The organism is Mycobacterium montefiorense, assembly GCF_003112775.1.
Lineage (GTDB): Bacteria > Actinomycetota > Actinomycetes > Mycobacteriales > Mycobacteriaceae > Mycobacterium > Mycobacterium montefiorense.
Genome location: NZ_BFCH01000001.1, coordinates 121,811 through 143,622, shown reverse-complemented (window position 1 = coordinate 143,622; position 21,812 = coordinate 121,811). Strand labels below are relative to the sequence as shown.

Genomic DNA, 21,812 nt, shown 5'->3' with positions numbered 1-21,812 from the left:
GCGCTTACCCTATCTGGACTGTCGTCGACATCAGCAACGGCAGCAACGCGTCGCGGAAACCGGACAGCCGCAGGGATTCGCTGCGCCTCGCGTGACACAGCGCACCCAGCGTGGTGATCGTCTGCGCGGCATCGGCGCTCAGACACCGCACATCGCGCACCACGACGTCCATCAGGTCGCGCGGCGCGATGCGTTGGTGGCTAGTCGAGGTTCCGGCGACCTGCTGCTGCAGTCGCTGCGAGACGTCGGGCTGCCGTATCGCCGCCCACAGCGCCGAGGTGTCGACGCCAATCGGGCGCAGCACGACGAATTCCGGGCTGGCCACTGCCATTTCGGAAGGCAGCTGGACCACATTCCAGATTCGCGGAATGCGCGGGTTCAACTTGGCGAACAACACGCACGGTTGCGACAACACGAACTTGCTGCTTCGCACGGATGCGCCGTTCACGCGCGCAGGTGTGGCGCCGGCGTCGAATGCCGGGAGGCTGAAATGCGCGACGACGTGGTCAAATTGCGCCGGCGCGCGAAGCACCGTCGACCGTTGCGCCAGGTTGCACAGCGGCACCTGGTCGGAGATCGTCTCGACGATGGCGACCATCATCTGCTCGGCGGCCTCGACCACGCGCTGGTTGACGGCAACCTTGTCGTCGAAAGCGCCGAGCAGCTCGGCGATCCGCTGCCGCTGGCGTCCCGGGACCGCCCGGACCGAAACGTCACACAGAATTGCCTGGTTGAGCAGCGGCTGCCCCGATCCCGCCCGATGCTCGTTGAGCCTGCAGTTTTGCAGCGCGTAATACCAATATCGGGTCTCCGCAGGCTCTTTGGCCCGACACACCAGAGCGTTGTCGGTGACCCAAACATCGGAATCGCAATAGCGCACGCTGCCGCAATACGATCCGACGCGACCGAGCACGATCAGCGGCCCGCTCGCATTGGGTTGCGCCGCATACCCGATCACGCCGTTGGCCCCATAGACCGGGAACCGCCCGTCCGGTATTCGCGCCGGCGATCGGCTTCCGGTGCTGAAGTCGAGATACTCGCCGAGCGTTGCCTTCAGCATAACCGCCGCACCTGTTGCCGCAGTACCGTTTCCAATCGTGCGGACTCGTCGAGCGCGGTCATTAGGTCTGCGGTCAGCCGCGCGATCTTCTCGTCGGCGGGCTCCGCGTCAGCATCCGCCGCCGGAGCGCCGACATACCGCCCCGGTGTAAGCAGGTAACCCGCTGCCGCGATCTCATCCAGCGACACGGATTTGCAGAACCCCGAAATATCCTCGTACACAATGCCTCTAGCGGCCGCGGAACCCGACCCGGACCACGCGTGATAGGTGTCACCGATACCGGTGACCTCCTCGTCAGTCAGCGCGCGTTCCGCGCGATCGACGAGATAGCCGAGCCCGCGGGCGTCGATGAACAGCACCTGACCGCAGCGGTTGCGTTTGTCCCGCGCGAAGAACCACAGGCACACCGGGATCCCGGTGCTGCGAAACAGCTGTGCGGGTAGTGCGATCATGCACGACACCAGATCCGCGTCGACGATCTGCGCGCGAATGTCTCCCTCTCCGAGCGTGTTCGACGACATCGAGCCGTTCGCCATCACCACGCCGGCCGCACCACCCGGTGCCAGCTTGGACAGGATGTGCTGAATCCACGCGTAGTTGGCGTTGCCGGCGGGCGGAACGCCGAAGCGCCAGCGCGCATCGTGTTCGTCGCGAGCCCAATCCTTGATATTGAACGGTGGATTGGCCATCACGTAGTCCATGCATATGCCGGCGTGCAGATCATTCACGAACGTGTCGCCCCGGGCCAGGCCGGTGTCGTCGATCCCGTGAATAGCGAGGTTCAGCTTCGCCATTCGCCAGGTCTGCTCGACGCCCTCCTGCCCGTAGATGGACACGCTCTTCGGGTCGCCGTCGTGGGCGGCGATGAAGTTCTCGGTCTGCACGAACATTCCGCCGGAGCCGCAGCAGGGGTCGTACACCCGACCGCCGCAGGGTTCCAGGACCTCCACGATCAGCCGCACCACGCTGGGCGGTGTGAAGAACTCTCCGCCGCGTTTGCCTTCCGCGCGAGCGAAATTGCCGAGGAAGTACTCGTACACCTCCCCCATCAGATCCCGGGGTCCCTGCGGGCGCAATCGCGCGCCGTCGAGCAGACCCACCAGCTCACCGAGCCGGCGCTGGTCGAGGTCTTCGTAGATCCGCGGCAGCATCCCGGCAAGGGCCGGGTTCGCCGCCATCACGACGTCCATCGCGTCGTCGACGAGCTGACCGATGTTGTCAGATTTTGCTTTGTCCGCCAACGACTTCCAACGTAAATCTGACACATGCTTGAGGAACACCAGCCCCAGGATCACGTCCTTGTACTGACTTGCCGACAGCGAGCCGCGCAGCTTCTCGGCGGCCTTCCACAACGTGGTCTTGAGCTCCCTGGACGGCGCCATCAGCTGACCCGCTTGGCGGCACTACGCAATTCACCGGCCAAATCACCGCGGCCGGACACGGTAAACCCGCCCAGGCCAAGCCATGACGCCATCGAGTCCAGCTCCCCGGCCAGCGCGGCGGCCACTCGGGAGCGCGACGCTCGGTCGGCATCGGAAGGCTCACCGAACGCGCCCGCGACCCGCAGTGTGTCGGCGGCGCGGTCGGCTTTGAGGTCCACGCGTGCCCTCAGCTCGCCGTCCACCAGCAGCGGCCACACGTAGTAGCCGTACTGGCGCTTGGCCGCGGGGGTGTAGATCTCGATGCGGTAGTGAAAGTTGAACAGCCGCTCCACCCGGGGCCGGAAGAAGATCAACGGGTCGAACGGACACAGCAGCGCGGTGCCGCGATCCAGCCGGGGCACCGACCGGCCAGCGTGCAGATACGCGGGCGCCGACCAACCGTCGACGCTGACCGCCTCGATGTCGCCGGCGGCCACCAGCTCGGCGATCGCTGGTTTGACCTGCTGCGCGGACAGCCGGAAGTAGTCGCGGAGGTCGGCCTCGGTGCCCACCCCTAAAGCGGTGGCCGCTCGCAGGATGAGCTCGCGGATGGCCTCGACATCGTCGACCTCGCGGGCCAGCACGCCGGCCGGCAGCACCCGTTCCACCAGGTCGTAGTGGCGGGCGAAACCGACCCGGGTGGCAGTGGTCAGCACCCCCGAGGCGAACAGCGCTTCGGCCACCCATTTGGTGTCGCTGCGACTGCCCCACCAGCTTCCTTTGGGCCCGCGCGGTTCGGACTCGAGATGAGCCTCGATCTGTCCGGCGGTGCTGTGCCCGAGTTCGCTGACGGCGGCGACGATCTTGTCGGCAAGCTGCGGATTGGCCTTGACGATATGGGTGCCCCAGCGGCCGTGCTGGTACTGGCGCATCCGCCAGCGCATCAGCGGCCAGTCGTCGACGGCCATCAGTGCGGCCTCGTGTGCCCAGTACTCGGCCAGCAGCCGCGACGAGGGTGGGCCCCAGGCGGCGCGGTCCAGTACGTCGCGGTCGTAGGGGCCAAGCCTGCTGAACACCGGCGCGTAATGCGCACGAACCGCCACTGAAACCGAATCTAGTTGCAGCACTTGAATTCTCGAAATCAGTCGACGCAGGTGGGCCCGGGTGATGGCACCACCAGGTCGCGGCTCGTTAAACTCTTGGGCCGCAACGGCTATCCGCCGGGCTTGCGCGGCGGATAGCTTGCTGATCGACACGCGCCGAGAATACCGGTCAATCGGGCGGTCTCAGCGAAGGCTCACCCCGCGCTGGCCGTCTCCTCTACCGGTGCCGCCGCGCTGCGATCCGGCGGATTCTTTTGTTCTTGGTAAGCCGTCTCAAGCGCGGCCGGAACCGATTCCAGGTCGCGGTACACGCCCATCAGTTGTTCCAGGACCTTCACCCGTTGGTCGCTCGCCGCGTCCACTGCCCGGCGGGCTTGCTCGCGGTCGCGGTCGATCCGTTCCTTGGCCTCGGCGAGCAGCTGCGCACGCGCCTGCTGGGCGTCGTCGCGCATGCTGGCCAGTTCGGCGTCGAGCGTCTCCTTGGTTTCGCGATACTGCGCTTCCAGCGCCTTTTGCTGCGAGGCCATGTCCGCCAACACCTCTTGGTGCTTGCGCCGCTCAGTCTCGATTTCCGATTCGGCAGCCGTGATCAGCGCTTCTGCCTCGGCCCGCGCCTCGGCCTGCATCTCCGAAATCTCGTCGACCGCACGCCGCAGCATCCTCGCCATCCGTTGCTGCATCGCGTGGGGCGCCGGTGAGGTGTCCGTCAGGACGGCGACTTCCTTGCGCAGCGCGGCCGCTTCGTCCCCGGATTCCTTCAGCCGAGCCCGCAGGCTTTCGACGTCGTTGAGCAGCAGGCTCTGCTTGGTGCTCAACATCTCGATGTGGGCATCAACCGCGGTCGCGTCGTAGCCCATGAATTTGCGGGTGAACAGCGTTGTGGGTTCGGTTATCACTGCCAATTCCCCTCCCTGGAAATGCTGGAAGTTCCGTCACACCGACGCCGCCGACCCCCGTCCGAGTATGTCAGGTCACGAAAGTTGACGCGCAGACGTGCACTCAAGGCCGACGATAGCTGTGAAACCGATATCGCAGCCCAGACCGGCTGACCTGCCACTCCCCCATCGCACCGAGCCAGGTCTCGTCGAGCACCGGGGCCAGCGCGTCGTCGTCGTCGCGGACCAGGTCGATCTCGATCTCGGTGACCTCGCACCGGGTGGCGTGCGGCAGCGCGAGACGGTAAATCTCGGCGCCGCCGATCACCCACGCCTCAGGCTCGGTCAGGGCCTCGTCGAGTGAGTCGACCACTTCGGCTCCCTGCGCACAGAAGTCGGCTTGACGGGACACGACGATGTTTCGCCGCCGCGGCAGCGGCCGCACCGCGGCCGGCAACGAATCCCAGGTCCGCCGGCCCATCACCACGGTATGGCCCACGGTCACCTGCTTGAAGCGGGCCAGGTCCTCGGGCACGTGCCAGGGGATGTCGCCATTGCGGCCGATGACCCCGGATGTGGACTGAGCCCACACCAAGCCGACGATCGTCATACAGCGACGGGCGCTTTGATCGCCGGATGCGGATCGTAATTCTTTACGACGACGTCGTCGTAGGTGTAGTCGAAAATCGAATCCCGTTGGGCCAGAGAAAGTTCCGGATACGGCCGCGGATCGCGACCGAGCTGGGTCCGCACCTGTTCGACGTGGTTGTCGTAGATGTGGCAGTCGCCGCCGGTCCAGACGAACTCCCCCACGCCGAGGCCGGCCTGGGCCGCCATCATGTGGGTGAGCAGCGCGTAGCTGGCGATGTTGAACGGCACGCCCAAAAACAGGTCCGCGCTGCGCTGGTAAAGCTGGCAACTCAGCCGCCCGTCGGCGACGTAGAACTGGAAGAACGCGTGACACGGCGGCAGCGCCATCTGCGGGATTTCTCCGACGTTCCAGGCCGACACGATGTTGCGCCGGGAGTCCGGGTCGGTGCGCAGCAGCTCCAGCGCGGCGCTGATCTGATCGATGTGTTCACCCGACGGGGTCGGCCAGGATCGCCACTGCACGCCGTAGATGGGGCCGAGATCGCCTGTGTCACTGGCCCATTCGTCCCAGATCGTGACGCCATGTTCGTGTAGCCAGCTCACGTTGGAGTCGCCGCGCAGGAACCACAGCAACTCGTAGACCACCGATTTGAGATGGACCTTCTTAGTGGTCAGCAGCGGGAAGCCGGCGGACAGGTCGTAACGCAACTGCCGGCCGAACAGGCTGCGGGTTCCGGTGCCGGTGCGGTCCGGTTTGACCGAACCCGTCTCGAGGACCTGGCGCAGTAAGTCCTCGTAGGGCGTCGCGATCGGCACGCGGTCAGCTTAGCGGCGATCGCGAGCGCGGCGAAGCCGGGCGCGGCGGGTCGACGCCAAAAATTCGCGCGGCGATCGCGAGCGCGGCGAAGCCGGCGCGCGTGGGGGCACCTCCCGCTCACGCCGATTACTTTCCGTCCACAGTTGCGGAGTAGAACGGGTGCCATGCCGAATATCACCGACACCATCACCACCACCGACGGGACCTGCACCGTCCACTTGTTCACCCCCGAAGGTCCGGAATCCCAAGTCCCGTGGCCGGGCGTGGTCATGTACCCCGACGCCGGTGGACTTCGCGATACCTTCCAGCAAATGGCGGCCAAACTGGCCGGATTCGGCTACACGGTGCTGCTACCGGATGTGTACTACCGCAACGGCGACTGGGCCCCCTTCGACATGGCCAGCGTGTTCGGCGACGATGCAGAACGCAAACGCCTGTTTTCCATGATCGGCAGCCTGACAGCAGACAAGATCACCACCGACGCCCGGGCATTCTTCGACTACCTGTCGGCTCGCCCCGAGGTATCCGGCGAACGCTTCGGCGTGTGCGGCTACTGCATGGGCGGGCGAATCTCGGTAATGGTGGCCGGCCGTGTTCCGGACCGTGTCGCTGCCGCGGCGTCCTTCCACGGCGGCGGTTTGGTGACCGATACCGCGGACAGCCCGCATCTGCTGGCCGACCGGATGACCGCCACGGTGTATGTGGGCGGTGCCGAGAACGATGCGGCCTTCACTACCGACCACGCCGAACAGCTGGACAAGGCGCTGACGGCGGCCGGTGTGCGGCACACCATCGAGTGGTACCACGCAGCACACGGCTTCGCGGTACCGGACAACGCGCCGTATGACGCGGCCGCTGCCGAGCGGCACTGGGAGGCGATGACGGGGGTCTTCGCCTCGGCGCTGCCGCGCTAACGATTTTCGCGGCTCGCCGCGTCGAGCAATAACCGTGCGGCCACCGTCGAACCGTCGGTGCGGACAGTGGCCGCGACGGCGCCGGCTTGGGCGCGGGTCTCGTCGGCCAGGGCCGCCTCGAGCGCGACCGGCAGGGCGCCCGGGGGCGGTGTCGGACCGTCGCATGCGGTACCGATGCCCAGCTCGGCCACCCGGCAGGCCCAGTACACCTGGTCGGCCCCCTGCGGTATCACCAGCTGGGGCGCGCCGGCCCGGGCGGCCGTCGTCGTTGTGCCCGCGCCGCCGTGGTGCACGACAGCGGCCACCCGCCCGAACAACGCCTGCTGATTGACCTCGCCGACGGCGAAACAGTCGTCGCGGTCATCGTGCAACGCCAGCTCGGCCCAGCCGTGCGAGAGCAGCACGCGCCGGCCCTGGGCGCGGATCGCCTCGATCGCCATCGGAACGACTTCCCCGGCGCCCCACAGCGGCATGCTGCCGAACCCTAGGTACACCGGCGGTGTGCCGGCATCGAGGAACTCCTCCAACTCGGCTTGCAGCGGGCGTTCGTCGTGCAGCAGCCACGCTCCGGTTTGCACGACATCGAAGTCGGCCAGCGGCTGCCAGGGACCCAGCGTCGGGTCGGCGGCCAGCCACGGCCGGTTGGTGTAGGCGTAAGCACGCACGTTGTCAACCGGGGCCAGGCCGATCGCCGCGCGGTGGCTGTTGAGCGTCGGACCGAACAACGTATTGGCGTTGCGCGCGTTGTGATCCCACATCATCCGGTTGTCGATCTCGGTGGTCCCCATCCCCCGGCCCACGTACTCGGGTGGCGGGTGATACGGCGACGGCAGATGAGTTGGGTGGTAGCTGGCGTAGACGTAGTGGATGCCGAGTTTGTCGGCCACCGATCGTGCCCCGGCCGACGTCCACACCAGGCCTGCCGACACCAGCGCGTCGCATCCCTGCGCGGCGGCGGCGACCGTGTCGAACTGCTCGGCGACCAACCCGAGCAGGTGGTCGCGCAGGTCCTCTTCGGACGACCGCGTCGCTCCGGTCGCCATCGCGCGCACCGACGGACCAAATCCCACCAGCGGAACACCGAAACCGGCTGCCCGTTGGGCGAATTCGTCGTCGGGCGGGGTGCATAGCACTACCTGGGCGCCCAGCGATTGCAGTCCGGCCGCAAGCCCCAGCAGGGGCTCGACGCCGCCGCGCGAATCGTATGTCGTCAGCAACACGCGCATGGCGCTCAGCCGGCCGGCAGGTCCACCAGCTCGGCCAGCCGGGCCCGATGACGGTAGGCAGTGCCGAAGGCCAGCTGATCGCTCTTGGCTCGCTTGAGGTATAGGTGCGCCGGATACTCCCATGTCATGCCGATGCCGCCGTGTAGCTGCACACACTCCTCGGCAGCATGCACCGCGATACCGCTGCAGTAAGCCTGCGCAACGGCCGTCGCGATGCCCGCGTCGCGATCTTCGGAAGCGCAGGTGTCCGCGGCGTGACGTGCGGCCGCCGTCGCCGCACCGACCTCGAACCACAGATCCGCAAGCCGATGCTTGATCGCCTGATACGAGCCGATCGCGCGGCCGAACTGCTTGCGCTGCTTGGCATAGTCCAGGGTGGTCTCAAAACACCATTGCGCCAGCCCGAGTTGCTCGGACGCCAGCAGCGCCGCACCCATCTGTAGCGCGGCGGCCACTGCGGCATCCGCCGGTCCGACCGCCGTTGACGGCGCTGCCGAAAAACGTACATTGGCAAGGGGTCTCGTCATATCCAGGGCCAGCAGCGGTGACACCTGCACACCCGCTGCGTTGGCGGCGACGGTGTGCAGCTCGAGACCGTCGGCGTCTGCGACTGGCACCACCAAGACGTCGGCTTGACCGGCGCCGGCGACGCTGCTGACCGCCCCGCTCAGCCCGTCCGCCCCGACACTTACCCCCGCGATCGCGTCGCCGGGCGCGGTCGACAGCGGCACCGCCAGCGCCGCGGTGAACTCACCTTGGGCCAGCCCAGAAAGGGTTTCGGTGTCGCCGGCCACCAACAACGCGACCGTGGCAAGCACCGCACTGGACAAGAACGGCACCGGCGCGACGGCGCGGCCGATCTCCTCCATCACGACCGCGGCCTCACGGGCACTGCCGCCGGCACCGCCAAGCGATTCCGGCACCAGCAGACCCGCAACCCCCAGCTCGCCGCCAAGCCGCAGCCATAGGTCGGAAAAGTCTTGCGGCTCTGGGTCATAAGCCCGAGCTACCACCTCGGGTGCACACCGCTCGGCGAACAGGTGGCGGACGCTGTCGCGCAGCGCCTCCTCGGTGTCGGAGTAAAGCAAGTCCCCGATGCTCATCGGTTCAGGTCCTTCCAGGCGACATCCTTGTCGACGCGGTGTTCGCCCGGCAGGCCGAGAATCCGCTCAGAAATGGTGTTGCGCAAGATTTCCGACGTGCCACCCTCGATCGAGTTACCGCGTGCCCGCAGGTAGCGGTATCCGGGTTCGCGGCCGACCAAGTCGACGACTTCTGTTCTGCGCATCGTCCAATCGTCGTACTGTAGGCCGGACTCGGCGTGCAGCTCGATGTCGAAACCCGAAAGCGATTGCGCCAGCTTGGCGAAGGCGATCTTCATGCCGGCGCCCTCCGGCCCAGGCTGGCCCGCTACGGCCTGCTGCCCCAGCCGTTCCCCCGCCAGTCGAAGGACTTCCGCCTCCACCCAGAGCCGCATCAGCTCGTCGTGCATCGCGCCGTTGCGCAGCCCCGGTTCGTCTCGCCATGCGCGGGCGATCTTGCCGATGATCCCGCCCTCCCGCGGAACACCGGAACTGGCACCGATCGCGACACGTTCGTTGTTGAGCGTGGTGGTCGCAACCCGCCAGCCGCCACCCACCGGGCCGAGCCGATTCGCATCGGGCACGCGGACATCGGTGAGGAACACCTCGTTGAACTCGGCCTCACCGGTGATCTGGCGCAGCGGCCGGACATCAACACCCGGTTGCGTCATGTCGCAGACGAAGTAGGTCAAACCCGCGTGCTTGGGCACGGTCGGGTCGGTGCGGGCAACCAGGATGGCCATCTGCGCGTGTTGCGCCATCGACGTCCACACCTTCTGCCCGTTGACAATCCAGTCGTCACCGTCGCGGACCGCGCGCGTCGCCACCCCGGCCAAGTCCGATCCCGCGCCCGGTTCGCTGAATAGCTGGCAGTAAACCTGTTCGCCGGTGAACAACGGGCGCAAGAACTTTCGTTTCTGCTCGTCGGTGCCGAAGGCCGCGATGGTCGGGGCCGCCATGCCCATGCCGATGAAGTTCTTGACGGTTCCGCCCACCGGTGCGCCCGCGGCGGCCAACCGAGTGTTCACCAGTTCCTGCGCTTTACGCGGCAGGTCGCATCCGCCGAAACCCGGCGGCAGGTGCACCCAGGCCAACCCGGCATCGAATTGCGCACCAAGGAAATCGCGAGGCTCGGTGGTTGCCGGGTCGTGCTCGTCCAGCAGAGCCTGCACCCGCGCGGTAACGTCGGCCGAGAAATCCTGCGCGCTCATGGCGTGCCTTCGGGCCGCATCTGGTAGCCCTGCGCACCGCCCAGCAGCAAACCGCCGTCGATGACCATCGTCTCACCGGTGATCCAGCTCGCCGCGTCGGAAACCAGAAAGGCCACCGCGTTCGCCACATCGGTTGGCTCACCGATACGTCCGAGCGCAATCTGCGATGCCAGTGGGTCTTCGTGGTCCTTCCATAGCGCCTCGGCCAACCTGGTGCGAACCACTCCCGGGGCAATCGCATTGACCCGGATGCGCGGCGACAGTTCCAGGGCCAGTTGCTTGGTGACGTGGATCAGCGCCGCCTTGGTGGCGTTGTACATGCCCATCCCCACCGATTGGTGCAGCCCGCCTATCGAGGCGGTGTTGACGATCGCGCCGCCGTGTTCGCCCATCCATGCCTTGACAGCAAGCGAAGTCCACAACAGCGGAGCCCACAGATTCACCTCGAAGATCTTGCTGAACCGCGCGTGATCCTGCTCGATCAGCGGCCCGAATGCCGGATTGGTGCCCGCGTTGTTGATCAGGATGTCAACGCTGCCGAACCTTTCCAGCGTGAGATCTACGCAGCTGCGCGCGGCGTCCTCGTCGACCGCGTGTGCCCCCACGCCCAGCGCCCGCTCTCCGACTTGCGCCGCAGCCTCTTGCGCCGCTTCCTGTTTGCGGGCGGTGAGCACCACATTGGCGCCCGCCGCCGCCAGCTGTTGGGCAATCGCCAGCCCGATTCCGCGCGAGGCTCCCGTGATAATCGCAGTACGGCCGGTCAAATCCAGTGAAGTCATCTTCGTACACCTTTTGTTTTGTGGGGGGCCAACTTCGCCAGCAGAGAACGTAGATTGTCAACCAATCTTTTCTGGGAGGTTTTGTTCGCGTGCGTGCGTGGTATGCGAGTCGCATGTTAGCGAAATTGACCCTCCTGAAACCACTGGTTCTCGGCGGGGCTGTTGCTGCCGCGATCGCCGCCGCACCGATGGCCGCCGCGGATAGTTTTGCGACCGGCCCGGCGATGACCGGCCCGTCTGCGACCCACGTCGTCTTCAAGGACGACCCGGGCGGCGGCGGCTGCGACGCCAACGGCAACTGCGGCTCCGGCGGCCAGAACAGCGGCCCGGGCGGCGGTCCGGGTGGTACTGGCTGCCTGCCGGGCGTCGGCTGCGGCTCCGGCGGCCAGAACGCCGGCCCGGGCGGCGTTCCGGGCGGTACCGGATGCCTGCCGGGCGTTGGCTGCGGATCCGGCCACGCCTGATTCCCCTCCGACACGACCCTTCAGACTCCCGTCAGCCTGCTGATCCAGGCGCGGGAGTCTGAGGGGTCGATTACGTCGTCAAGCTCGAACATCGTGGCGGCCCGAAGCGCCTTTCCGTGTTGATACGCCGCGGCCACAAGCTTTTCGAATAGCTGCTCACGTTCGCCCGCATCGGCCGCTGCGGCCAGCTCCTTGCTGAAGCCCAGCCGCACCGCGCCTTCCAGGCCCATGCCGCCGATCTCCCCCGTCGGCCAGGCGACGGTGAACTGCGGGGCATCGAATGAGCCGCCCGCCATCGCCATCGCACCCAATCCATAACCCTTGCGCAAGATGATCATTCCGAACGGCACCGTCAGCCGTGCACCCAGCACGAACATCCGGCCGAAGCGGCGGACCGCGGCCTGCTTCTCGGCGTTCGGCCCGACCATGAATCCGGGTGTGTCGCACAACGAAATCACCGGCAGCCGAAACGATTCGCACAACGCGAGAAAGTCACCGGCCTTGTCAGCGGCCTCGGCATCGATCGCGCCACCCAGATGGTGACTGCTGTTGGCTATCAATCCAAATGCCACACCCTGGACGCGGACAAGTGCGGTGACGATCCCGACGCCGTAATCGGGGCGCAACTCGAGCACCGAGCCGACATCAACGATCGACTCGATCGCCCGCCGCACGTCGTAGGCGCGTAACCGGTTCTCCGGCAACACATGTCGCGCCAGCCGTGGATCGGGCGCCTCCCAGTCGCCGACGCTGCCCTGAAAGTACGACAGATATTGTCTGGCCAGCGACACCGCATGCGTTTCGTCACGGGCGACCAGGCTCACCACGCCGTTGTGCCGCTGCACGTCGATCGGACCTATCGCCTCGGGCGGGTACACCCCAAGCCCGCCGCCCTCGATCATTGCCGGCCCGCCCATCCCGATATTGGCGTCCGGGGTCGCGATGATCACGTCGCACACTCCGGCCAGCGCGGCGTTTCCGGCGAAGCAACGCCCGGAGACGATGGACACCAACGGCACCCGGCCGCGCAGCCCGGCCAGCACCCGGAATGTCGGCACATCCAGGCCCGCCGCACCACCGACGTCGGTGTCGCCGGGCCGTCCGCCCCCACCCTCGGCGAACAGCACTATCGGCAACCGCTTTCGGGCGGCCACGTCGAAGACGCGGTCCGTCTTGGCATGGTTGCGCATGCCCTGCGTTCCGGCGAGGACGGTGTAGTCGTAGGACACCACCACTGTCTCGGCCGCCGCCCGCCCAAATCGGCCGGCGCCGATGGTTGCCAGGCCGGCGACCAGGCCGTCGGCCGGGGTGTTGGCGATGAGGTCCTCTTCGGAGCGCCGGCTGCGTTGCGCGGCAATGGCGAGCGCGCCGTATTCGACGAAGCTGCCGGCGTCGACCAGATCGGCGATGTTCTCCCGAGCGGTGCGCCGACCCTTGTTGTGCCGCTTGGCTACTGCGGCTTCGCGTCCTTCGTCAAGGGTGAGCAGATGGCGCCGCCGGACCTCATCGAGGTCGGCGCGCGGCCGGTCGAGATCGACCGCGGCGACAGCGGACTCGCCGCCGATACTGGCCCCGGTGCGGGTGAAGACCACCAGTGGATCGCCGGTTCCGACAACCTGACCGGGTGTCACGAGATTGCGGACCGTTCGCAGCGCGTGCGGTGCGACGAGCACATGTTGCATTTTCATCGCCTCGAGCACGACCAGTTGATCGCCGGGAGAAAGCTCGGTGCCCTCGGGCGCCACCTCGACCACGGTGCCGGCCAGCTGCGCACGTAGCGCTTCCTCACCGGGATAGAGTTCGACGGACGCCATCCGGGTGTCGTGTTCGTGGGTGAGCGCCGCGGCCGCCAACTTCGGAAGCTTGGCATCGAGGAAGCCCGTCGTCACCACGCCGGACTGAATTTGGCTGTCGGACAGCAGCTCTTGCAGGAAATTGATGTTCGTGCGGACACCCTCGATACCGAATTCGGCCAGCGCGGTGCGCAACTTGCGCAGTGCCGCCTGCAGCGACGACCCGTGCACGTGGGTGATGACATTGGCCAGCAGCGAGTCGTATCGCGCACTCAACGCCAGCCCCGTCCGGCCGAAGGTGTCGACGCGTACACCCGGACCGCTCGGCGGCGAGAACACCGTTAAGACGCCTGCGGCGGGCACGACCGCCCCGTCGGCCGTCAGGGTTTCCATGTTGACCCGGGCCTGTATCGCAATGCCGCGCCGTGCGGCGGGCTCGCCGATGACTTCGTCACCGTCAGAGGCGATTCCGGACGGCAATCCCAGCTGGTAGTAGGAGGCGCCGCCGGCGATGGCGAGCTGTGCCGCGACCAGGTCCACCCCGGTGGTCTGCTCGGTGATCGTGTGCTCGACCTGAATGCGGGGGTTGACCTCAAGGAAGACGAATGTTTCACCGGCGACCAGGAACTCGACGGTGGCCAGCCCGCGCAGTCCGACTCTGCCGCACAGCCGGGCGGCGGCCAGGTGTAGCTGGTGGCGCAACGCATCCGAAATCCCTTGAGCAGGAGCTATTTCGACGATCTTCTGGTAGCGGCGCTGGAGGCTGCAATCGCGGTCGCCCAGGGCGAGCGCATGCGTTCGGGGCCCGGCGGGCGCGGCGACGATCTGAACCTCGATGTGCCTGGCGTCGTCGAGAACCGCCTCGGCGAACACCGCCGCATCGCCGAATCCCAGTTGCGCCTCCGCGGCACACAGCCGGTGGGCATTGTCGATCTGATCAGCGCTATCGACTCGGCGCATACCGCGCCCGCCGCCGCCTGCCAGCGCCTTGATCATGACAGCCCCACCTTGAGTGGCGAAGAATGCCCGGATGTCCGCGGCGCTGCTGGGCCCAACGGTGGCGGGCAACACCGGCACACCGGCGGCGATCGCGGCGGCGCGCGCCGCGGATTTATTACCGACCGTCTCGAGCACGTCGGCGTCCGGCCCCACGAACGTGTACCCGGCCGTTGTGCACGCGCGAGCGAAATCGGCGTTCTCCGAGAGAAAGCCATAGCCTGGATGAATCAGCCCCGCGCCGGCATTCTTCGCCGCCGCCAGTAGCGACGACTGGTCCAGGTAGGCTTGCGCTCCGCTGCCCGGCAGACCGATCGCTTCGTCCGCCGCGTGCACGTGCGGACTATCGGCGTCGTCCTCGGCGTAGACCGCGATCGTCTGCATACCCAATTCGGTGGCGGTGCGGATGATCCGAAGTGCGATCTCGCCGCGGTTCGCGATCAGCAGGGTAGCGCTCATCGGAGCGGGTCACCCCACTGCACTTCACCACGCAGCCTGGCTTTGAGTAGCTTGCCGCCAGCGTTGCGCGGCAACGCTTCTGATACCACCGTCACGTACTGCGGAAGTTTGTAATCGGCGAGCTGTCCGCTGCAGTGCTCGAGTACTGCCGGCACGTCGATCTGCGCCGCACCGCCGAACAGCACGGCCCCTACTTTCTCACCCATGACCTCGTCGGGCACCGCTAGCACGCAGGCATCCGCGACGTTGGGCGCGGCCAACAACACCGCTTCGACCTCGACGCTCGAGACGTTCTCTCCGCCGCGATTGATGATGTCCTTGAGCCGGTCGACGATGTGCACCCGGCCCGCGTCGTCGACACGCACCACGTCGCCGGTGTGCAGCCAGCCGTCAATGATGGCCTCCTCGGACGCCTGCGGCCGGTTCCAGTATCCAGCAGTCAGATTGGCCCCGCGCGCCACCAACTCACCGACACCTGCGTCGTCACCGCTGGGGATCACGCCGAGATCCACGGTGGGGACCGCGTACCCCACCGAGTCGGCGTGTTCGACCGCGTCGGAGTCGGGTAGCACGGTCATCAGCGAGGCGGACTCGGTCATGCCGTAGCCGTTGAACACCTTTGCCTGCGGAAAGGCGTTCTTCACCGACCGCACCAACGAGGGCGCGATAGGCGCCCCACCGTAGCCCACCCAGCGAACACCGGAGATATCCATGGAATGAAATTCCTTGTGCCGCAGTAATAATGCGTAAATCGCGGGAACAGTCACCAGCTGCGAAATGCGTTCGATGCTCAGCGTGGCGGTCAGCTCGTCTAGGTTGAGCGTCGGCATGATCACCGAGGCTCCCCCGAGTCGCACAGCGACTAATAATTGTGTATTACAACCGGTTACGTGAAACAGCGGCACCGAGATCAGGGTGCGCAGCTCCTCACTGGCATGTGGCGGAAATCCCATGCACCGAACACAATTCTCGGTGTTGGTGACGAATGCCTCATGGGTGGTCGGCACGCCCTTGGGATGCCCGGTGGTCCCCGAGGTGTAGAACAGCGCGGCGGTGTCCAACGGCGTGAGTCCTTCGGCCACATAGGGTAGGCCGTCGGGCAGCGGTGTGTCCGCGGACAGATCCACTCGCGCACCCGCGTCGGACAGCACGAACTCGATTTCGGGCTGCGCCGAGCGCGTATTGACCGCCACCGCAATGCCGCCGGCCATCACCGTTCCCCAAAACGCCAACACCCAATTGATACCCGCGGGATAGCGCACCGCCACCCGGTCAGCGGGTTGCAGACCGGCCGCCCGCAGCCCGCCGGCGACCCGCGCGGCGCGGTCCCACAACTGCCGGTAGGTCAGTCGGCCGGCACCGACTTCGACCACGGCCTCGCTACCGGGACGGCGCTCGACCTGCTCGGCCAGCATGTCCAGCAGCGTGGCAGGCAGGTCCTCGTAACGCAGGATGCCGTCGGGGTCGCGGGTCACGCCCGTCGTCGAGAACGGGTTGTGGCCGCGCGGAATTTCGATCACTTCAGGCATGCCCGGTCCTTACTATCGGCGTGTCCTATCGTGATAGCGGTGACGATCGAGGATTCCGCCATCATGCCCGAGGCGTTTTTCGCCGCCGTCGGCGACTCCTATGTTCCGGGTCCGCTGACACAGGGGCCGTGGGGCGCGGCAATGGGCGGCCAGATCGTCGGAGGTCTGTTGGGTTGGGGCATAGAACAATCGGGCATCGATGCCGACTTTCAGCCTGCCCGGCTTACCGTCGACCTGCTGCGGCCAGTGCTGCTGCGACCGGTGCAGATTCAGACTTCGATACAACGCGAAGGCCGCCGCATCAAGCTGGTCGATGCCGCCCTGATTCAGCGCGGCACGGTCGTCGCCCGCGCTAGTGCGCTGTTCCTGCGTCGCGGCGATCATCCCGAGGGCCAAGTGTGGTCCTTTCCGGTCCAGATGCCGGCGCTGCCGACGTCCTACGACGGTTTTCCTACCGACATGCCGTTCCTCATTTGGGGGTACGGGGCCACGTTCGAAGGCAGTCCCGGCATCGCGGCGGGCGAGTGGGAGCAATCCCACTCCCAGAAGTTCGCCTGGGCGCGAGTGTTTCGCCCGATGGTGCAAGGCTACCCGTTGACACCGTTTACTCGCCTGGCCTTCGTCGGTGACATCACGAGTTCGCTCACCCATTGGGGCACAGGCGGATTGCGCTACATCAATGCCGACTACACCGTTACCGCGAGCCGACTGCCCGATGGTGAATTTGTCGGGTTGGCCGCTCAAAGCCACTACGGCACAGCAGGGGTCGCCACCGGCGCGGCGACCCTGTTCGACTGCCACGGCCCGATCGGCACCAGCTCCGCACTGGCCGTGGCCCAGCCCGCGGATGCATTCAAACCGACTCACACTTAGCCCGACCGCGTCGCGACGACCAGGTCATCACTATTCGTGCATACCCGCCTGCCCACCGATCTGCTTGACCGTCGAAATCTCGCACCGTGTCCGGCGTTTGGGCTATGCTCCTCTACTACCTGCAGATCGGAGCTACACAGTCCCGTAGCGGGGGGACCGTCACTGCGGTGGGTGGACATTTCCCTTGGAGGGGAGTGCACATGCGCCTCGGCTTGCGATCCCCTTGCAGCGCCGTCTGCGGGACGGCGCCCGCCATGGTGTGCCCTGCGCCGTGACAACTCCGGTGCTCGACCTCGACGGCCGCGTGGTCGACCGACGCCACGAGCTCACCGAACTCCGAACCGCAGTAGAAACGGCCGGACGGGTCAGCGGAGGATGCGTCCTGCTCAGCGGGGCTCCAGGAGTAGGCAAGTCGACACTCACGCAGGCCTTCGGCGTCGAGGTCTCCCGCCGCAACTGCATATTCGCCTACGGCAGGTGCCGGGACGGCGCACCGGCGCCCTACTCAGCATTGGCGGACGCACTTAGCTCGCTGGTCCGCACCATGGAGGCCACCGGTGCGGCCGAGCGCGACAGTTGGCGTGCCGATCTCGTCGGCGAGACGTCGGGGTTCGCCGGTGTCCTCTGCGAACTCGTGCCCGAACTGGCGCAGATGCTGGGCGAATCCTCGGATGATGCCGACCTCGATGCGGCGGATGCCCGCCGTCGCCTGCACCGCGCGGCCATCCGACTGGTGTCGACCACCGCGTCCTACCGCCCGGTGGTGCTGGCGATTGATGACTTGCAGTGGGCAGATCGAGACACGCTGCTGCTGTTGTCCGAACTGTTGACGGTGTCGCTTCGCAACGTCTTAGTCATCGGTGCGCACCGCGCGGGCGAATTCGATCCGGACTTGGCGGGCATTAAATCGGAGAACCTCAACACCATTCAACTCGAACCGCTGGCGCCCGAAGATGTCGAGGAGCTGCTCGCCGACGTGTGCGGCCAGAGCGTGGAGCTGAGCGATGTGGCCGCCGAGTTCCACCATCGCACCGGAGGCAATCCGCTGCAGGTCCGTCAGCTGCTGTACCGCGCCCAACGCGAAGGCGCGCTCATCGCGGTCGGCCCCGGTGGCCACCCGAGCTGGGACCTGCGCGTGCTCACGTCGATCGAGGTCTCCGCGACGGCAGCCGAGTTCCTCGGCCGCTACCTCGACCAACTTCGCACCGGCGACCGGGAAGTGTTGAGTTCGCTGTCATGCATCGGTGGTGAGTTCGACCTCGACGACGCCACGGCAGCGGCCGCACGGTCGCCCGACGTCGTGGCCCACGCGCTCTGGGCCTGCCTCGAGCTTCGGCTGATCGAGGCCCTCGACGGCGGCGGCCAGCGGATCACCAACGCGATCAGCCGCGACGCCCGCTATCGGTTCAGCCACGACCGCGTGGCCGAAACGGCGCGCGCGACGCTGTCCGCCGACGACATGCGCGCCATTCACCTGCGCCTCGGCCGACGGCTGGTCACGCTCGGCGACGCTCGGGTGTTCGAAGCCGCGCGCCACGTCGGCATCGGTGGCCTCGGGCTGGCCGACGACGTAGAGCGCACCCGGTTCGTCGAGGTAGTGCGGCGGGCCGCGCGCAAGGCTCGAGCGCAGGCCTCGTTCCCGTTGGCCTTCGGGTACTGCCGGAACGCTTTGGACCTGCTCGGTGAGCAACGTTGGGCCGCACACTTCGCGCTGACCCGGGAGCTGCAACTCGACGCCGCCGACGCGGCATTGCTGGTCGGTGATGTGACAGCGCTCAACGCGCTACTCGACGAGGCCGAGACGATCCTGCGCGAGCCCGCGGACCGCGCGCGACTCGCATACCTGCGGCTCAAGGGGCGCGTCGCAGAGAACCGTTTGCAGGAGGCGCTCGAGATCGGGCTTAAGACGCTCGACGAGTTCGGCGAAAGGGTGCCAAGCGACGCGGGCAAGCCACGGATGGGCAACGCGATCGCCCGGATGAGGCTGACGATGCGTGGCTGGAGCACCGAGCGGCTGCTGCGGCTCCCGCACTGCGATGACCAGGGATTCATCGCGCTGCACCGGATTCTTGTCGAACTGTGCAGCATGGCGGTGCTCGTCCGGCCGAACCTCCTGCCCTTGCTGGTCCGAAAGCAACTCAATCTGACCTTGGCGTACGGCCACACACCGTCCTCGCCGCTGGTCATGGCCGCGTACGGGATTGTCCTCGTGCTGGTCGGTGACTACGCGGGCGGTCAGCGCTTCGGCGAGGTAGCCATGCAGCTTGCCGAGCGCCCGGAATTCCGGGAGACCCGGCCGCAGACGGTGTTCATGCACCTGGACTACATCCGCCACTGGCGGCAACCGATCCGCGACGGCTTGGGCGAGCTTCGCGACAGCGCCGAGGAGGCACTCGATCAAGGCGACCAGGAGTATGCCGCCTACCTGGTCGCAGTCCTGCTAGCCCAGTCATTCTGGGCCGGCCGTCCGCTCGCGGAGATCGATGCGCTGGCCAGCTCGCTGATCCCGCAGTTCCGTTCCCAGCCCGTGCCCAGCGCCCTTTGCCAGGCGATGCAGCAGCTTTGCCTCAATTTGATGGGCCGCAGCGCCGATCCCTTCCTGCTCGCCGGCGAGAGCGGTTACGACGAGCGAGACGTGCTGCCGGCGGCCCGTCTCGAGGGCGACGAGGTGGCCCTGGGCGTCGCCGCAGCCATGAAGCAGGGCCTGCACTTCTGGTGTGGCGACCACGCCGGGGCGGCCGCGGCCACGCCGGCAGCAATCGAGTATCTCGGCGGGCTGGCCGGCACCACGGCATCACAACTTGTCTATCTGGTCGGCGCGCTGAGCATGATCCAGTGCGCGCCGCGAGACTCTTCGACAGCCCACTTTGTCCGCCAGACCCTGGCGTTGCACCGCAAGTGGGCGGCGGGCGCACCGCGGCACCGCATGCCCTGATCCAGGGGTCGTGGGAGCGAGCACGCGGGCAACATGCCAAAGCGGAGCGCTACCTTCACCAAGCGATTGAGCTCGCCGAGAAAAACCAGCTCCCAACAATCAGTGCGCGCGCCCACGAGGAAGCCGCCGCCCTCTACGCCGACACCGGGCGCACGACGCTTCGTGAACACATGCTGCGGTCGGCGTACCAGCACTGGCTGAATCTGGGTTTCGCGGTGCGCGCCGACTGGCTCGCGCGGGAACACCCCTGGCTACTGCGACGCGATCTCACGGGTTCGGCTGGGATCGACCCGGTCGGCGCGCATCAACTGCTGCACGCGCTGTCGGGCGCGCGAACGCCGGACGGCTAGGCCAACATCATTCTGGGCTCGGTCGCGGACACGACGGGCGCGAGCCGCGTCCTGTTCCTCACCGGTGAAGCGGGGAATCTGTCGGTGCGCGCCGTCAACGATCACGGCGACATTTCGATTGTGGACGGGCCGTGGACCGAGGTGTCTTATGACGCCAATATCGTGCGCCGCGCAATGGACGCGGGCTCCCCGCTGATCGTCGCCGCCGACGCCGCCGCCCCGACGGGCGGCCGGTCACCGGGACGGCGTCAGCAGCAGCAGCAGCAAATTCAGGCATCAAGGCCGTCCATACTCGTCGTTCCGATAATGGTGCAGGACAGAACAATCGGCGTGGTTTATGCCGAGCACGGCGAGCCCGGCAGCAACTTCGTCGCCGACCACGAGCAGGCGGTCGCATTCTTGTGCGCCCAGGCTGCCGCGCCGCTATGGAACTTCCAGCTCGAAGCACGACTACGGGCCGCCGACGAGTACCGGCAGTCCCTGATGGACGTGCAGTCCAGATTTGTGCCCAACGAACTGCTGCGCATCCTCGACATCGACGACCTTCGCCGGGTCCGCAGCGGCTACCGGGTCGAGCGTGAGATGACGGTGCTCATCAGCGATATCCGGGGCTATACGACCATGATCGAGGACATGAACGTCGGCGAAGCCGGCAATTTGGCGATGGGCTTTCTGCGGGCCGTCGAGCTCCCAATCATCAGCTACAACGGCATGATTCAAGACGTCCGCGGCGACGAAATCGTCGCCGTCTTCGAGTCCCCCTCCGACGCCGTCCGGGCGGGGTTGGCCATGCTGCGCTCCTTGGCCGAGCACAACCGGGAACGCAAGGCGCTGGGCTCCGAGGAGCTGCGGGCAGGCATCGGCATCAATACCGGGGCGGTGGGAGTTGGGCTCGTCGGTGGCGTAAACCGCATGGTGCTCACCATCATCGGCGACGCGGTGAACCTGGCCGCGCGTATCGAGAGCACCAACAAGCGCTACGGCTCCGCCTTGCTCATCTCCGATCGGACCTATCAGCGCCTAGCTGCATCCGAGCAGTTCGACGTCCGTCGCATGGAGCGCGTCATGGTGGTCAACCGACGCCGACCGGTCACGATTTATGAAGTGTACGACGAGGATTCGGCGTCACTTCGCGAGGTGAAGCGCGCGGCACAACCCGCATTCGACGAGGCCTTCGCGCTGTTCGACGCGGGCGACGTCGACGGGGCGCGCGTCGCTTTCGAGCGATGCCGCGAGCTACTGCCCGAGGATCCTGTTGCACCGCTGCACCTCGCGCACTGCGAGGCGGTGGCACGCGGTGAGATGACCCCGGGTCAGGAGATAGCGCTGTTGAACAAGTAGTGCAGTACTCCACTTCGACAACTTCGGCGAAGTAATTGCGTACGTGCCGAATT

General features: G+C 66.7%; 15 protein-coding genes and 1 pseudogene. 4 read left to right on the top strand and 12 right to left on the bottom strand.

What is annotated here, in order from left to right:
* Positions 1 to 4: 4 nt before the first annotated feature.
* From DB708_RS00670 to DB708_RS00645, 6 genes are all read right to left on the bottom strand, one after another.
* Positions 5 to 1,060, bottom strand: coding sequence for a restriction endonuclease subunit S (locus tag DB708_RS00670; protein WP_108920030.1), 1,056 nt, complete (start codon positions 1,058 to 1,060; stop codon positions 5 to 7).
* Positions 1,054 to 2,442 (bottom strand): class I SAM-dependent DNA methyltransferase, encoded by a 1,389-nt coding sequence (locus DB708_RS00665; RefSeq protein WP_108920029.1) that lies wholly within the window; start codon positions 2,440 to 2,442, stop codon positions 1,054 to 1,056. The genes DB708_RS00670 and DB708_RS00665 overlap by 7 nt, the downstream gene beginning before the upstream one ends.
* Positions 2,442 to 3,677: a winged helix-turn-helix domain-containing protein gene (locus tag DB708_RS00660; RefSeq protein WP_108920028.1), complete on the bottom strand. Its 1,236-nt coding sequence runs from the start codon at positions 3,675 to 3,677 to the stop codon at positions 2,442 to 2,444. The genes DB708_RS00665 and DB708_RS00660 overlap by 1 nt, the downstream gene beginning before the upstream one ends.
* 41 nt (positions 3,678 to 3,718) lie before the next feature.
* A complete protein-coding gene (locus DB708_RS00655) occupies positions 3,719 to 4,420 on the bottom strand; it encodes a DivIVA domain-containing protein (RefSeq protein ID WP_108920027.1) in 702 nt (233 codons plus the stop codon).
* Positions 4,421 to 4,523: 103 nt separating this feature from the next.
* The gene (locus DB708_RS00650) at positions 4,524 to 5,009 is read right to left on the bottom strand and encodes a dihydrofolate reductase (protein WP_108920026.1); all 486 of its coding nucleotides are present in this window, start codon (positions 5,007 to 5,009) and stop codon (positions 4,524 to 4,526) included.
* Entirely contained in the window at positions 5,006 to 5,806 is an 801-nt protein-coding gene (locus DB708_RS00645) for a thymidylate synthase (RefSeq protein ID WP_108920025.1), read from the bottom strand. The genes DB708_RS00650 and DB708_RS00645 overlap by 4 nt, the downstream gene beginning before the upstream one ends.
* Before the next feature lie 165 nt (positions 5,807 to 5,971).
* On the opposite strand from DB708_RS00645, the gene DB708_RS00640 reads away from it, so the two are divergent.
* Positions 5,972 to 6,721 (top strand): dienelactone hydrolase family protein, encoded by a 750-nt coding sequence (locus DB708_RS00640; protein ID WP_108920024.1) that lies wholly within the window; start codon positions 5,972 to 5,974, stop codon positions 6,719 to 6,721.
* On the opposite strand, the gene DB708_RS00635 is transcribed toward DB708_RS00640, so the two are convergent.
* The 4 genes from DB708_RS00635 to DB708_RS00620 are packed head-to-tail and all read right to left on the bottom strand — an operon-like array spanning position 6,718 to position 11,019.
* Entirely contained in the window at positions 6,718 to 7,947 is a 1,230-nt protein-coding gene (locus tag DB708_RS00635) for a glycosyltransferase (protein ID WP_108920023.1), read from the bottom strand. The genes DB708_RS00640 and DB708_RS00635 overlap by 4 nt on opposite strands.
* Before the next feature lie 5 nt (positions 7,948 to 7,952).
* Positions 7,953 to 9,050 (bottom strand): acyl-CoA dehydrogenase family protein, encoded by a 1,098-nt coding sequence (locus tag DB708_RS00630; protein ID WP_108920022.1) that lies wholly within the window; start codon positions 9,048 to 9,050, stop codon positions 7,953 to 7,955.
* Positions 9,047 to 10,240, bottom strand: a complete 1,194-nt coding sequence (locus DB708_RS00625; RefSeq protein WP_108920021.1) for an acyl-CoA dehydrogenase family protein — start codon at positions 10,238 to 10,240, stop codon at positions 9,047 to 9,049. The genes DB708_RS00630 and DB708_RS00625 overlap by 4 nt, the downstream gene beginning before the upstream one ends.
* Positions 10,237 to 11,019, bottom strand: a complete 783-nt coding sequence (locus DB708_RS00620) for an SDR family oxidoreductase (RefSeq protein ID WP_108920020.1) — start codon at positions 11,017 to 11,019, stop codon at positions 10,237 to 10,239. The genes DB708_RS00625 and DB708_RS00620 overlap by 4 nt, the downstream gene beginning before the upstream one ends.
* Before the next feature lie 134 nt (positions 11,020 to 11,153).
* On the opposite strand from DB708_RS00620, the gene DB708_RS00615 reads away from it, so the two are divergent.
* Positions 11,154 to 11,483: a PE-PGRS family protein gene (locus tag DB708_RS00615; RefSeq protein WP_108920114.1), complete on the top strand. Its 330-nt coding sequence runs from the start codon at positions 11,154 to 11,156 to the stop codon at positions 11,481 to 11,483.
* 20 nt (positions 11,484 to 11,503) lie between these two features.
* Here the strand turns inward: DB708_RS00615 and DB708_RS00610 are convergent, their stop codons facing one another.
* Both DB708_RS00610 and DB708_RS00605 read right to left on the bottom strand, forming a co-directional pair.
* The gene (locus tag DB708_RS00610; protein WP_108920019.1) at positions 11,504 to 14,731 is read right to left on the bottom strand and encodes an acetyl-CoA carboxylase family protein; all 3,228 of its coding nucleotides are present in this window, start codon (positions 14,729 to 14,731) and stop codon (positions 11,504 to 11,506) included.
* Positions 14,728 to 16,260 carry a class I adenylate-forming enzyme family protein gene (locus tag DB708_RS00605; protein ID WP_201263380.1) on the bottom strand — a complete coding sequence of 511 codons (1,533 nt, stop codon included), beginning with the start codon at positions 16,258 to 16,260 and terminating at the stop codon, positions 14,728 to 14,730. Before DB708_RS00605 ends, DB708_RS00610 begins: the two co-directional genes overlap by 4 nt.
* Positions 16,261 to 16,299: 39 nt before the next feature.
* Between DB708_RS00605 and DB708_RS00600 the strand changes: the two genes are divergently transcribed.
* Both DB708_RS00600 and DB708_RS00595 read left to right on the top strand, forming a co-directional pair.
* Positions 16,300 to 17,133, top strand: coding sequence for a thioesterase family protein (locus DB708_RS00600; protein WP_201263379.1), 834 nt, complete (start codon positions 16,300 to 16,302; stop codon positions 17,131 to 17,133).
* A 283-nt stretch (positions 17,134 to 17,416) separates the two neighbouring features.
* A pseudogene (locus DB708_RS00595) lies at positions 17,417 to 21,759 on the top strand (AAA family ATPase).
* Positions 21,760 to 21,812 lie beyond the last annotated feature (53 nt).